Genomic DNA, 12,679 nt, shown 5'->3' with positions numbered 1-12,679 from the left:
AGTGATCCGGCCCGGCTGGAGCGCTTATTGCGCCGCCTTCTTTTCGATCTTCTCCACGTTGACCTCGCCCATGCGGTTGCCGGCATCAAGGCCGGCGATCTTGTAGGCTTCGGCCAGCGTCGGGTAGTTGAAGGTGTTTTCGACGAAATATTCGACGGTGCCCTTCAGGTTCAAGACGGCCTGGCCGATATGGACGAGTTCGGTTGCGCCTTCGCCGACAATGTGGACGCCCAGCAGGCGGCGCGTCTTCAAAGAAAAGATCATCTTCAGCAGGCCGGCGTCCAGCCCCATGATATGGCCGCGCGAGGTTTCGCGGAACCGGGCAATGCCGCATTCATAGGGGATGCCGCGTTCCTTGACTTCCTCTTCGGTAAGGCCGCAGGTCGAGATTTCCGGAACGGCGTAGATGCCGTAGGGGAAATATTTCGGTGGTTCCTTGGCGATCACGCCGACAGCGACACGCGCAGCGATGCGGCCCTGTTCCATCGAGGTCGAGGCAAGGCTCGGGAAGCCGACGACATCGCCCGCAGCATAGATATTCGGCACCGTGGTCTGGAAGGTTTCCGGATTGACGCTGAGGCGACCACGGCTGTCGGCTTCGAGCCCGGCGGCTGAAAGGTTCAGCGTATCGGTTGCGCCCAGACGGCCGGCGGCAAACAGCACCATCTCGCAATGGATGATCCGGCCATTGTCGAGCGTCACCGAGCATTTGCCGTCGGGCAGCTTTTCCACCTTCGTGGCCTTCTGGCCGAGCATCAGCTTCATGTTGCGGTCGCGCAGCTGGTAGGTAAAATCCTCGACGATCTCCCTGTCGATGAAATCGAGCATGGTGGCCTTCGGGTCGATCACCGTCACGGCGGTGTCGAGGGCGCTGAAGATTGTCGCATATTCGATGCCGATGACGCCGGCGCCGATCACGACCATCGAGCGCGGCAGGTCCGTAATCTCAAGAAGCTCGTCGCTGTCCAGAATGGACTTGTGGTCGAACGGAATATAGTCCGGGCGAAAGGGCTTGGTGCCGACGGCAAGCAGGATGCTGGTCGCGGTGACCTCGATCCGTTCACCGTCGTCCTTGATGATTTCCAGGCGTTGCGGGTCGATAAAACTCGCCTTGCCGCGAATGTTGTGAACACGATTGCGGGAAAACTGGTGCTCGAGCACCTCGACCTCGTGATCGAGCGTGATCAGCAGGCGCCGGCGCAGGTCATCCGCGCTGATTTCCTGTTTCACACGATAGGCGCGGCCGTAAAAGCCCCGCTCGCGCCATCCCGTCAGGTTCAGCGCGGTTTCGCGCAGCGTCTTTGACGGAATGGTGCCGGTGTGAACGGAGACGCCGCCCACCCGTTTGCCCTGTTCGATGACGAGAACCTTCTTGCCAAGTTTGGCCGCCTGGATGGCGCCACGACGACCGGCTGGCCCGCTGCCGACAACGACGAGATCGTACTGGTTCATGAAACGCTTCCGGTGAAGAGGAAAGAATCGTTGTGCATTGCGGCAAATGTCGCGCACAAGCGTCTATAAGGTCAATCTTACAGTTTAATAAACCTTTAGCGCGCGCTGTATGACTTGCGGATGTTTATTTTCGCGAAAGGGATTATAGTTGAAAGGCGGCCTGTTCTGCCGCTGATCAGAGGCTTCCGTGGAGCCATCGGGCAGCGCTTGTGGCCGATTCGAACGTCAGGTGAGCTGTTTTTCGAGGAGGATCGGCAATGGCTTTTCGGGAGATGGAAAACGATCAGGACGCTCCGGCCGCGACTGACAGCGAACCGGGCGTGAGTTCACCGGCAAAACCCTGTAGCCGCCCCGGCGTTATCGCCGCTGCCGTCTACGACCATGGTCGACGCATCGGTGATATCGAGATCAAGGACGCCCATACGTGGAGGGGCCGCGACAAGGCGGTGGTCTGGATCGGCCTGCACGAGCCCGACAAGGCCCTCCTGCGCGAGGTCCAGGTTGAATTCGGCCTTCATGACCTGGCAATCGAGGATGCCAATCACGCGCATCAGCGGCCGAAGCTGGAAATATACGGCGATTCGATCTTCGTTGTGGCCCGCACCGCCCACATGGCCGGCGCCGAAATCGTCTTCGGCGAAACCCATCTTTTCGTCGGTCGCGGTTATGTCGTCTCTGTCCGCCACGGGCCGTCAACCTCGTACAATCTGGTGCGACAGCGCTGCGAGGCATCGCCGGCATCTCTTGCACTCGGCGAGAACTATATCCTCTATTCGATTCTCGATTTCATCGTCGACAATTACATGCCGGTGCTGGAAGCCATCCATGCCGAGGTCGAGGACCTGGAAGAGCGCCTGTTGCGCGAGCGGCTCGACAAAAAGGACATCGAGCGCCTCTACATGCTGCGCCGCAGCCTGCTGCGCCTGCGCAATGCCGTTGTTCCCCTGGTCGACGTCTGTCGACGGCACGAGCATCTCGATTTACCCGGCATGGATGCGTCGCTGCATGCGATGTTCCGGGACGTCACCGACCATGTGCGCCGGGTACAGGAGGATATCGATACGCTGCGTGAGGTTCTGGCATTTACCTTCGAGGCAAGCCTGATGATCGGCCAGTCGGAGCAGACGGAAATTTCCCGCAAGCTCGCCTCCTGGGCGGCAATTCTTGCTGTGCCCACGGCCGTCGCCGGCATTTACGGGATGAACTTCGAGGAAATGCCGGAGCTGAAGCTGCCCTATGCCTATTTCATCGTACTCTTCTTCATTTTCTTCGTCTGCGGCACGCTCTATCGCCTGTTCCGCCGGGCGAAGTGGCTGTGAACCGGCTCAGATCAGCCGTAGCCCCTTGAGGCTGGCATGGCCGTCCTTGCCGATGATGATATGGTCGTGAACCGTAATGCCCAGCGGCTTGGCGGTGTCGATGATCATCTTGGTCATCTCGATATCGGCGCGCGACGGAGTGGGATCGCCGGACGGATGATTGTGGACCAGAATCAGCGCCGTCGCCGATAGTTCCAGGGCCCGCTTCACCACCTCGCGCGGATAGACCGGCGTATGGTCGACTGTGCCGGTCTGCTGCACCTCGTCGGCGATCAGTGCATTGCGCTTGTCGAGAAACAGGATGCGGAACTGTTCGCGCGCCTCGTGCGCCATCGCGGCATGGCAGTATTCGATCACCGAGGACCAGGAGCCCAGCACCTGCTTGCCCTTGAGTTCGCTCTTCAGCGTCCGGTGTGCGACGGTCGATACCAGCTTCAGATCGAGCGCCACGGTCTCGCCGACGCCCTTGACCTCCTGCAAAAGCGACGGCGGTGCGCCAAAAACGCCGGCCAGCGTCCCGAACCGTTCGAGCAGCGCCTTGGCGATCGGCTTGGTGTCGCGGCGCGGGATCAGACGGAAGAGCAGCAGTTCGAGGATTTCATAATCGGCCAGCGCCGTATCGCCATGGTCGCGATAGCGGCTGCGCAAACGGTCGCGGTGTCCGAGATAATGGGCGTCGTCGGCCGGTTTCGCGGGGGCATCGAGATTGAGGCGCTTGGGTTGTTGTTCTGCGAAAAACCCCCTCTCGTCCGCCGGCTGCGCAATGTCGCTATCGGAAGTGGAGGGGGGCTTCGTCATGAATTTCCCTAAGCTGAAAGCCCGGGGCGATCGAGCCCGCCCGGAGACAGGGTGAAGATCTCGCAGCCATCGGCCGTGACGGCAACCGTGTGCTCGTATTGCGCCGACAGCGACCGGTCTCGCGTTACCGCCGTCCAGCCGTCCTGCAGCACCTTCACATGCGGACGGCCGAGATTGATCATCGGTTCGATCGTGAAGATCATGCCCTCGCGCATCTCGGGACCTTCGTTGTCGCGGCCGTAATGCAGGATGTTCGGGGCGTCATGAAACAGCCGGCCGACGCCGTGACCGCAGAAATCGCGTACAACCGAACACCGCTCGGCTTCAGCAAAGGTCTGGATCGCCTGGCCGATGGCGCCGGTCCGGGCGCCGGGCTTGACTGCAGCGATGCCGCGCATCAGGCATTCATGGGTGACTTCGAGCAGCCGCTCGGCCGCCCGCTTGATGGTGCCGACCGGATACATGCGGCTGGAATCGCCATGCCAGCCATCGATGAAATAGGTGACGTCGATATTGACGATGTCACCTTCGCGCAACGGCTTGTCATCCGGAATGCCGTGACAGACGACGTGGTTGATCGATGTGCAGGACGATTTGGTATAGCCGCGATAGTTGAGCGTCGCGGGCAGGGCACCATGGTCCATGCCGAAATCGAAAACGAAACGGTCGATATCGTCGGTGGTCACCCCCGGCTGGACACGCGGAGCAAGCTCATCCAGGCAGCGGGCCGTCAGCTGGCAGGCCCGGCGCAGGCCTTCGAAATCCTCCGGCTTGTAGAGACGGATGACACCGGTGTTCTTGAGAGGAGCGGCAGACGCCTCGATATAGGTCACCATTGCAGTACTTTCAGTTATCTTTCCGAATTGTCATAGATCAGCGAAGGCCGGTTCGTCCATGGCGATCAACCCGTCCGGCACAATTTGCTGCGGCGAAAGGTGGCATTTCACGGCAAAGACCTCGACACCCCGCGCGATCGCCCGTCGGAAGGCTCTGGCATAGACCGGATCGAGGTCGCCGCAGATGCGGAAGCGATCGCAGTCGCCGCGCTGGATGACGTAGAGCATGATACCGCGATGGCCGGCCTCGACCATGTCGCCCAGTTCTTCCAGATGCTTGGCGCCGCGCAGCGTCGGACTGTCGGGAAATTCGCCAAGGCCCGGCGTTCGGCTGAAATGCACGTTCTTCACCTCGACATAGGCCAGTCCCTTTTGAGGGTCCGACAGCAGCATGTCGATGCGCGAATTGCGGCCATATTTCTGCTCGCGCAGCAAGACCGGGTAGCTGGCGAGATCACCGACTTGCCCGAGCCTGATCGCCTCCTCTGCGATATGGTTCGGCAGGCCGGTATTGACGCCGACGATCGTTTCGCCGACCTCGACAAGTTCCAGCATGTGCCGGTGTTTGCGCGTCGGGCTGTCGTGCAGCGAGAGCCAGATCGGCGAACCTGGCGTCGTCAATCCGCGCATCGAGCCTGTATTGGGGCAGAAACCGGTGATCGCGCTGCCGTCCGCCAGCACGGCATCGAACAGGAACCGCTTGTAACGCTGGACGAGAATGGCCGGCACAAGCGGCGTCTGGAAGAGCATGCGGAACCGGCTCTCAGGCGCGGGCGCGCACGTAGGAGCCCGGTGCTTCCTCGAGTGTATTCAAGGTGCCACCGCTCTTGCGCGCCGGGACGCGCTTGCCCTCATCGAGGCCTTCGATCCAGGCCTGCCAGTGCGGCCACCAGGAACCCGGCGTCTCATGGGCGGCTGCCACCCAGTCCTCGAATGTGCCTTCGGTCTTGCCGCCCGTCCAGAACTGGTACTTGCCCTTGTCCGGCGGGTTGACGACGCCGGCGATATGGCCGGACCCGGCCATGACATAGGTGACGTCGCCTCCGAAGAACTGGCTGCCGACAAACACCGATTTCGCTGGTGCAATATGGTCTTCCTTGGCGGCCAGATTGTAGATCGGGATGGTGACGTCGTTCAGCGAGATCTTCTTTCCGGCGAGCATCATAGCGCCCTTGGTCAGATTGTTCTCGAGATAGCAGTTGCGCAGGTAGAAGGAATGGTTGGCCGCCGGCATGCGCGTCGAATCGGAATTCCAGTAGAGCAGGTCGAAGGGCATCGGATCCTGACCCTTCAGGTAATTGTTGACGAAATAGGGCCAGATCAGGTCCGAGGCGCGCAACATGTTGAAGGCGGTCGCCATCTTCGAACCGTCGAGATAACCCGTTTCCTTCATGCGCGCTTCGATCTGGCCGATCTGCTCCTCGTCGACGAACACCTTGAGGTCGCCGGCATAGGTAAAGTCCACCTGCGTGGTGAACAGGGTTGCCGAGCGAATGCGCTGGTCGCCCTTCTGCGCATGCAGGGCAAGCGTCGCAGCGAGCAGCGTGCCGCCAACGCAATAGCCGATCGCATTGACATCGTCCTCGCCGGTCGCAGCCTTGATGCTATCCAGCGCGAAGCCGATGCCTTCGCGGGCGTAGGATTCCCAGTCCTTCGCCGCATGCCGCTCATCGGGATTGACCCAGGAAATCACGAACACCGTCTGGCCCTGGTCCACGGCCCATTTGATGAAGGATTTCTGCGGGTTGAGATCGAGCACGTAGAATTTGTTGATCCAAGGCGGGCAGATCAGAAGCGGCCGTTTGAGAACCGTCTCGGTCGCGGCATCATACTGGATGATCTGGCACACATCGCTCTGCGCGACGACCTTGCCGGGCGTGATCGCGATGTTTTCGCCAACCGCGAATTTGCTCGTATCCGTCTGGCGCAGCCGCAGGTCACCCTTGCCGGCGACGAGGTCCTCCGCCAGCATCTGCATGCCTTTGACGAGATTGGCGCCGCTCGAAGCCACGGTCTCCCGGTAGAGTTGCGGGTTGGTGGTGACGAAGTTGGCAGGTGAAAGCGCGCTGGAGATCTGCTTGACGTAGAATGTCGCCTTGTGCCGGGTGTGCTCGTCCAGGCCTTCGGCGTCACGCACCATCTTGTCGGCCCAGCTCGAGGTCACGAAATAGGCCTGGCGCAGGAAATCGAAAAACGGGTTCTTCACCCAGTCCTCGTCGGAGAACCGTTTGTCATTGCGCGGAATATCGTCTGGTTCTGCAACCGTCTCGCCACCCATCTTCTGGAGGGTGCGCGACCAGATGGAGAAATAGCTGCCGAGCAGATAGGTCTGGGCTTCCAGCGTGCGGCGCGGGTCCGACAGCCAGTATTCCGACACTTTCGACAGTGTCTTGACCATGTCGACGACCGGCTCGGCCATGGTGTCGGTCTTTTCGCCACTTTCGCGCGGCGCAAGCCAGGCGGAGGCTGCCTTGCCAAGCTGCTCGACGGTGCGGGCGAGATTGACGGCGAAGGCTTCCGGGTCCTTGACGATATAGGGGTCCACCGATTTCGGGTCGAAACTGCCAAAGCCATCCGCGGTTTTGCCGGTCAGGCCATCGGCCTTCCTGTCTTCTGCCACCCGGCGTCCTCCACAGTCTCTTGTTTGTTTTGTCTTTTTACATTCTGCCTTAAAATGATTACAAGTGCCAGCGCATGTTGGTTCGATGGCTTTGCAGCCGCGCAACAGGACGCATGCGTGCCGCAGGAGCAACAGGGGTCGAGATGAACAAGACGGGTAAATCGGCGGTGATCCGCATCGCTTTTGCAACGGGCCTCGGGGGCATGCTGCTCGCCGCAAGCAGCTGCAGTTCCACGCCCGTCGAAACGCAGCCTTCAGCCTATTCGGCAACGATGGCGCGGCCTGTCGTGAGCACGGATGTCTATCCCGTCATCGAGGGCCAGCGACCGGCTGCGACAGGGCAGATGAGCAACGACGAGGCCGCAGGCCTCCAGTCCCATCTGACGGCGCTCGGCGCGGCCAGGGCTTCAGGCAAGATTTCGGAAGCGGAATACCTGCGGCGCAGGACGGAACTGCAGGCGTTGGCCGCCAATCATGGCACCGACACCCTGAAGCAGATACAGAATTAGCTCTTGCGTTTCGACTGAATTGGACGCAAAGCGTTTCGTGGCCGCGTGGGCCTGATTGCACCGCGCGTTTCTCCTTGCACGCATGATTCTCGAGGGCATGGAGACCGCGCAAGACGAGGTTTAGAGATGGAAGAGTTTCACAAAGTCCGGCGTCTGCCGCCTTATGTTTTCGAACAGGTCAACCGTTTGAAGGCAAGCGCGCGAGCGGGCGGGGCGGACATCATCGATCTCGGCATGGGCAATCCGGACCTTCCGACGCCGCAATCGATCGTCGACAAGCTGTGCGAAGCCGTCCAGGATCCGCGAACCCACCGTTATTCGTCTTCCAAGGGCATTCCCGGTCTGCGCCGGGCGCAGGCGGCCTATTATGCCCGCCGTTTCGGCGTCAAGCTCAATCCCGATACGCAGGTTGTGGCAACCCTTGGTTCCAAGGAAGGTTTTGCCAACATGGCGCAGGCGATCACCGCCCCCGGCGACGTGATTCTGTGCCCGAACCCGACCTACCCGATCCATGCCTTCGGCTTCCTGATGACCGGCGGCGTCATCCGCTCGATTTCGGTCGAACCGGACGACACGTTTTTTCCGCCGCTGGAGCGCGCCATCCGGCATTCGATCCCCAAGCCGATCGCGCTTGTCATCAACTATCCTTCGAACCCGACGGCGCATGTCGCGACGCTCGATTTCTACAAGGAAGTCGTCGCCTTCGCGAAGAAACACGACATCGTCATTCTGTCGGATCTTGCCTATTCGGAAATCTATTTCGACGGCGTGATGCCACCATCCGTGCTGGAAGTGCCGGGTGCCATGGACAACACGGTCGAGTTCACCTCGATGTCGAAGACATTTTCGATGCCGGGCTGGCGCATGGGCTTTGCGGTTGGCAACGAGCGGCTGATCTCCGCGCTGACGCGGGTCAAGTCCTATCTCGACTATGGTGCCTTCACGCCGATCCAGGTTGCCGCGACCCATGCGCTGAACGGTGATGGCTCCGACATTGCCGAAGTCCGCAGCATCTACAAGCGCCGCCGCGATGTTCTGGTCGAGAGTTTCGGCAAGGCGGGTTTTGAAGTGCCGCCACCGGCTGCGACCATGTTCGCCTGGGCCAAGATCCCGGAAAAATTCCGTCATCTCGGCTCGCTGGAGTTTTCTAAGCTGCTCGTCGAGAAGGCCGATGTGGCGGTTGCTCCGGGCATCGGTTTCGGCGAGCAGGGTGACGACTATATCCGCATCGCTCTGGTCGAGAACGAACACCGCATTCGCCAGGCGGCGCGCAGCATCAAGAAGTTCCTCTCGACGGCCGACGATACGTTGCACAACGTCATCTCGCTGAACGCTCATCGCTAGGACGAGGGTTTCCCGTCGTCTCCGCTGAAATGCTCCGCCGCCTCTTGCGGGGCGCTCTCTCACTGTTAGGAAATTACAATGGCAGATGCCCTTAAAATCGGCATTGCGGGCTTGGGCACTGTTGGTGCCGCGCTGGTGCGCATCCTCCAGGAACGCCGCGACATGCTGGCGACGACCTGCGGTCGGCCGATCGAAGTCGTGGCTGTCACCGCCCGCGACAAGAGCCGCGACCGCGGCATCGATCTTTCCGCGACCACCTGGTTTGCCGACGCGGCATCACTTGCGGCCGATGCCGATATCGATGTCTTCGTCGAATTGATGGGCGGATCCGGGGATCCGGCCTATTCCGCCGTCAAGGCGGCGCTGTCGCGCGGCGTTCACGTCGTCACCGCCAACAAGGCCTTGCTGGCTGCTCATGGCATCGAGCTTGCCGGAATCGCGGAGGAGCACGGCGCGCTCCTCAACTACGAGGCCGCCGTCGCCGGTGGCATTCCAGTGATCAAGGCGTTGCGGGAATCCCTGACCGGAAACACGATTTCGCGCGTCTACGGCATCATGAACGGCACCTGCAACTACATCCTGACGAAGATGGAGAAGGAGGGCCTTTCCTTCGAGGCCTGCCTCAAGGAGGCCCAGCGGCTTGGTTACGCCGAAGCCGATCCGGCCTTCGACATCGAGGGCAACGACACGGCCCACAAGTTGTCGATCCTCACCAGCCTTGCGTTTGGAACGGCCATCGCTGCCGATGACATCTATCTCGAAGGCATCACCAATATCTCGATCGATGATATCAACGCCGCTGCCGATCTTGGCTATCGCATCAAGCTTCTGGGTGTTGCCCAGCGCACCGAAAGCGGCATCGAGCAGCGCGTGCATCCGACCATGGTGCCGCTCGATTCGGTGATTGCCCAGGTGGACGGCGTCACCAATGCGGTGGCGATTGAATCCGACATTCTCGGTGAACTCCTGATGGTCGGCCCCGGCGCCGGTGGCAATGCGACGGCTTCCGCCGTCCTCGGCGACATTGCCGATATTGCCAAGAGCCGCCCGGGCGCCCAGACCGTGCCCGCCTTCGGCCGCCCGGTCACCGCACTTTTGCCCTACACGCGGGCGCAGATCCAGAGCCATGAGGGCGGCTACTTCATCCGCCTGACGGTCATCGACAAGGCCGGCGTCTTCGCCAGCATCGCGACGCGCATGGCGGAAAACAAAATCTCGCTCGAATCGATCGTCCAGCGCTCGAAGACGCACACCGAGAGCGGCGCCCCGCAGACGATCATTCTGGTGACTCATGCGACGATGGAGGATGCCGTCCGCAAGGCCGTTGCCTCGATCAAGACCGAGGGTTACCTCGTCGGCGAGCCGCAGGTGATCCGCATCGAGCGCCCGAAGGCCGCCTGACGCGCGACAGACCTGAAAGTCTGCAAGAATGGCCCCGCGGCGAACCAGCCGGCGGGGCCGTTTTCGTTCCGGCGACGAGCGTTTCGGGGATTGGGCATTTTGCGGTTTGGTCGTCGGCAAAAAAGCGCTAGGGAATAACCGTGATCAGGGAACGCGTGCAATGAGTGAAATGGTCGATCCGGTCCAGCGGGCATTTCTGGGCGTCGAGACGTCGGTGACCGGGCAACGCTGGGTGTCCAGGCTTGATCAGGCCGGGCAGAACCGGGCGCTTGCCATCAGCCAGGTCCACGGCTTCTCCGACCTGATCGCCCGCGTGCTGGCCGGGCGCGGCGTCGTCCAGGATGAAGCGGTTGCTTTCCTCGACCCGACATTGCGCTCGCTCATGCCGGATCCGGACACGATGACCGATTGCCGCAAGGCCGCCGAGCGTCTGATTCTGGCGATCGAGCGCCGGGAGAAGACAGCGATCTTCGGCGATTATGATGTCGACGGCGCCGCGTCCTCGGCGCTGATGTTCCGCTTTCTCCGGCATTTCGACGTCGAGGCCGAAATCTACATTCCCGACAGGATTTTTGAAGGCTACGGTCCCAATCCGGCTGCGATCAACCAGTTGATCGACAATGGTGCCCGGATGATCGTGACGGTGGATTGCGGTTCCACCAGCCAGGAATCGCTCGCCGTCGCTGCGGAGCGAAACATCGACGTGGTGGTTATCGACCATCACCAGGTCGGCACCGCGCTGCCGCCATGCCATGCCCTGGTCAATCCGAACCGCGAGGACGACCTGTCGGGGCAGGGGCATCTCTGCGCCGCCGGTGTCGTGTTTCTTGTCCTTGTCAATGCACACCGCCTGCTGCGCGAGAAGGGCGACAGGCGGGCGGGCAGTTTCGATCTCCTGGCCTTGCTCGACATCGTCGCCTTGGCGACCGTCTGCGACGTGGTCCCGCTCAAGGCCTTGAACCGCGCCTATGTGGTCAAGGGTCTCGTTGCTGCGCGCCACATGCAGAACCCCGGCCTCTCGGCCCTGTTCCGCAAGGCGGGGCTGGGTGGTCCCGTGACGCCCTATCATTTCGGCTTCCTCATCGGTCCGCGCATCAATGCCGGCGGCCGGATCGGCGATGCCGCGCTCGGCAGCCGCTTGTTGACACTCGAGGACCCGGTGGAAGCCGAGCAGATTGCGGAGCGTCTGGACGAGTTGAACCGCGAGCGGCAGGCGATGGAAGCCATCATGCTGGCCGAGGCGGAAGCGGAGGTTCTTGCCGAATATGGCAATGGCGAAGGCGCGTCCGTCATCGTGACGGCGAGGGAAAACTGGCACCCCGGCATCGTTGGTCTGCTGGCTGCGCGCATCAAGGAAAAATTCCGCCGTCCGGCCTTTGCCATTGCCTTTGACAGCCACGGCAAAGGCACCGGCTCAGGACGTTCCATCAATGGTTTCGACATGGGCAAGCTGGTCCGCACGGCCGTGGAAAACGGATTGCTGGTCAAGGGCGGCGGTCATGCGATGGCGGCTGGCCTGACCGTCGAACGCGGCAATCTCGGTCGGTTGCGCCACTTCTTCGAGGAAAAAGGGGAGGCTGCGATTCGCGATCTTGTTTCGGTCCAGACCCTCAAGATCGATGGGGCGCTCGGTGCTGCCGGCGCAAACCTTGCTTTGATCGATCAACTGGAACTGGCCGGACCCTATGGATCGGGCCATCCGCAACCGATCTTCGCACTGCCCGGCCACCGGCTGCGGGATGCGCGGCAGGTCGGCGCCAATCATGTCAAGGTGACGCTGGAGGGCCAGGATGGCTCGCGGCTGGAAGGCATCGCCTTTCGCGCGCTGGAGACGCCGCTCGGTGATTTCCTCCTATCCTCGCGCGGCATGCCGATCCATCTGGCCGGCTCGATTTCAGCAGATCTCTGGCAAGGTTCCCGCCGCGTGCAACTGCGCGTTCTGGATGCCGCCAGGGCGCTCTGACGCGCAAAAGCCGCCGTTGTCGCAGGACGCGAACACGACAGACAAATCAAATTTTAAGAAGGAACCATGGTACGCCCTAGGGGAGTCGAACCCCTCTTCCCAGAATGAAAATCTGGTGTCCTAACCGATAGACGAAGGGCGCATCAGGTGGGGGTCTTATAGTCAGCAGGTTGGAAAGCCGCAAGCGGCAATCTGCATTTTTTCACGCTTTTTCCGGTAAAAACAAAGCTCTGATGAAAATGTCCGCAAGCCGCAAAGTCCTCGCCGGAGCCGCCGTTTCCGGCAGCTCCGCGATCAATTCCAGGACTGGATTTGAGAAGCACAGTGGTACGCCCTAGGGGAGTCGAACCCCTCTTCCCAGAATGAAAATCTGGTGTCCTAACCGATAGACGAAGGGCGCAAGCGCTGTGTGGCCGCTTTATAGTCAGGCCATCGAA

General features: G+C 61.2%; 10 protein-coding genes and 2 tRNA genes. 5 read left to right on the top strand and 7 right to left on the bottom strand.

All coding sequences use genetic code 11. The features are described from left to right. Window positions 1-24 precede the first annotated feature (24 nt). Window positions 25-1,452 carry a Si-specific NAD(P)(+) transhydrogenase gene (sthA, locus tag AX760_RS25195; protein WP_071835767.1) on the bottom strand — a complete coding sequence of 476 codons (1,428 nt, stop codon included), beginning with the start codon at window positions 1,450-1,452 and terminating at the stop codon, window positions 25-27. Between the two features lie 257 nt (window positions 1,453-1,709). Here sthA and AX760_RS25190 point away from each other — a divergent pair, with 257 nt between their 5' ends. Then, the gene (locus AX760_RS25190) at window positions 1,710-2,771 is read left to right on the top strand and encodes a magnesium and cobalt transport protein CorA (RefSeq protein WP_087149358.1); all 1,062 of its coding nucleotides are present in this window, start codon (window positions 1,710-1,712) and stop codon (window positions 2,769-2,771) included. 6 nt (window positions 2,772-2,777) lie between these two features. Here the strand turns inward: AX760_RS25190 and radC are convergent, their stop codons facing one another. Genes radC through phaC form a run of 4 tightly spaced genes read right to left on the bottom strand, consistent with a single transcriptional unit; the run spans window position 2,778 to window position 6,998 of the window. Beyond that, a complete protein-coding gene (gene radC / locus AX760_RS25185) occupies window positions 2,778-3,569 on the bottom strand; it encodes a RadC family protein (RefSeq protein WP_071835766.1) in 792 nt (263 codons plus the stop codon). 8 nt (window positions 3,570-3,577) lie between these two features. Next, window positions 3,578-4,405 (bottom strand): type I methionyl aminopeptidase, encoded by an 828-nt coding sequence (map, locus tag AX760_RS25180; RefSeq protein ID WP_071835765.1) that lies wholly within the window; start codon window positions 4,403-4,405, stop codon window positions 3,578-3,580. Window positions 4,406-4,435: 30 nt separating this feature from the next. Further along, the gene (gene sfsA, locus AX760_RS25175; protein WP_071835764.1) at window positions 4,436-5,155 is read right to left on the bottom strand and encodes a DNA/RNA nuclease SfsA; all 720 of its coding nucleotides are present in this window, start codon (window positions 5,153-5,155) and stop codon (window positions 4,436-4,438) included. Between the two features lie 13 nt (window positions 5,156-5,168). Continuing rightward, entirely contained in the window at window positions 5,169-6,998 is a 1,830-nt protein-coding gene (gene phaC / locus AX760_RS25170; RefSeq protein WP_087149363.1) for a poly(3-hydroxyalkanoate) polymerase subunit PhaC, read from the bottom strand. 170 nt (window positions 6,999-7,168) lie between these two features. On the opposite strand from phaC, the gene AX760_RS25165 reads away from it, so the two are divergent. The 4 genes from AX760_RS25165 to recJ all read left to right on the top strand — a co-directional run bounded on the left by AX760_RS25165 (window position 7,169) and on the right by recJ (window position 12,242). Then, complete coding sequence (locus tag AX760_RS25165) at window positions 7,169-7,534, top strand: hypothetical protein (protein WP_083531348.1); 366 nt, start codon at window positions 7,169-7,171, stop codon at window positions 7,532-7,534. Between the two features lie 126 nt (window positions 7,535-7,660). Continuing rightward, window positions 7,661-8,878: an LL-diaminopimelate aminotransferase gene (locus AX760_RS25160; RefSeq protein WP_071835762.1), complete on the top strand. Its 1,218-nt coding sequence runs from the start codon at window positions 7,661-7,663 to the stop codon at window positions 8,876-8,878. 78 nt (window positions 8,879-8,956) lie between these two features. Next, window positions 8,957-10,279 carry a homoserine dehydrogenase gene (locus tag AX760_RS25155; RefSeq protein WP_071835761.1) on the top strand — a complete coding sequence of 441 codons (1,323 nt, stop codon included), beginning with the start codon at window positions 8,957-8,959 and terminating at the stop codon, window positions 10,277-10,279. Window positions 10,280-10,439: 160 nt separating this feature from the next. Continuing rightward, on the top strand, window positions 10,440-12,242 hold the full coding sequence (gene recJ / locus AX760_RS25150; RefSeq protein ID WP_071835760.1) for a single-stranded-DNA-specific exonuclease RecJ: 1,803 nt from the start codon (window positions 10,440-10,442) through the stop codon (window positions 12,240-12,242). 67 nt (window positions 12,243-12,309) lie between these two features. Here recJ and AX760_RS25145 read toward each other — a convergent pair. Continuing rightward, window positions 12,310-12,384, bottom strand: a tRNA-Glu gene (locus AX760_RS25145). Between the two features lie 183 nt (window positions 12,385-12,567). After that, window positions 12,568-12,642, bottom strand: a tRNA-Glu gene (locus AX760_RS25140). Between the last annotated feature and the right edge of the window lie 37 nt (window positions 12,643-12,679).

This window comes from Pararhizobium antarcticum, from assembly GCF_001885585.1.
In the GTDB taxonomy this organism is placed as follows: Bacteria; Pseudomonadota; Alphaproteobacteria; order Rhizobiales; family Rhizobiaceae; genus Pararhizobium; species Pararhizobium antarcticum.
The sequence above is the reverse complement of the archived record's forward strand: the minus strand, read 5'-3'. Positions and strand labels throughout refer to the sequence as shown.

Coding starts and splice junctions, on each gene's coding strand:
- sthA (WP_071835767.1), bottom strand. CDS start 1,452: ATGAACCAGTACGATCTCGTCGTTGTCGGCAGCGGGCCAGCCGGTCGT.
- AX760_RS25190 (WP_087149358.1), top strand. CDS start 1,710: ATGGCTTTTCGGGAGATGGAAAACGATCAGGACGCTCCGGCCGCGACT.
- radC (WP_071835766.1), bottom strand. CDS start 3,569: ATGACGAAGCCCCCCTCCACTTCCGATAGCGACATTGCGCAGCCGGCG.
- map (WP_071835765.1), bottom strand. CDS start 4,405: ATGGTGACCTATATCGAGGCGTCTGCCGCTCCTCTCAAGAACACCGGT.
- sfsA (WP_071835764.1), bottom strand. CDS start 5,155: ATGCTCTTCCAGACGCCGCTTGTGCCGGCCATTCTCGTCCAGCGTTAC.
- AX760_RS25165 (WP_083531348.1), top strand. CDS start 7,169: ATGAACAAGACGGGTAAATCGGCGGTGATCCGCATCGCTTTTGCAACG.
- AX760_RS25160 (WP_071835762.1), top strand. CDS start 7,661: ATGGAAGAGTTTCACAAAGTCCGGCGTCTGCCGCCTTATGTTTTCGAA.
- AX760_RS25155 (WP_071835761.1), top strand. CDS start 8,957: ATGGCAGATGCCCTTAAAATCGGCATTGCGGGCTTGGGCACTGTTGGT.
- recJ (WP_071835760.1), top strand. CDS start 10,440: ATGAGTGAAATGGTCGATCCGGTCCAGCGGGCATTTCTGGGCGTCGAG.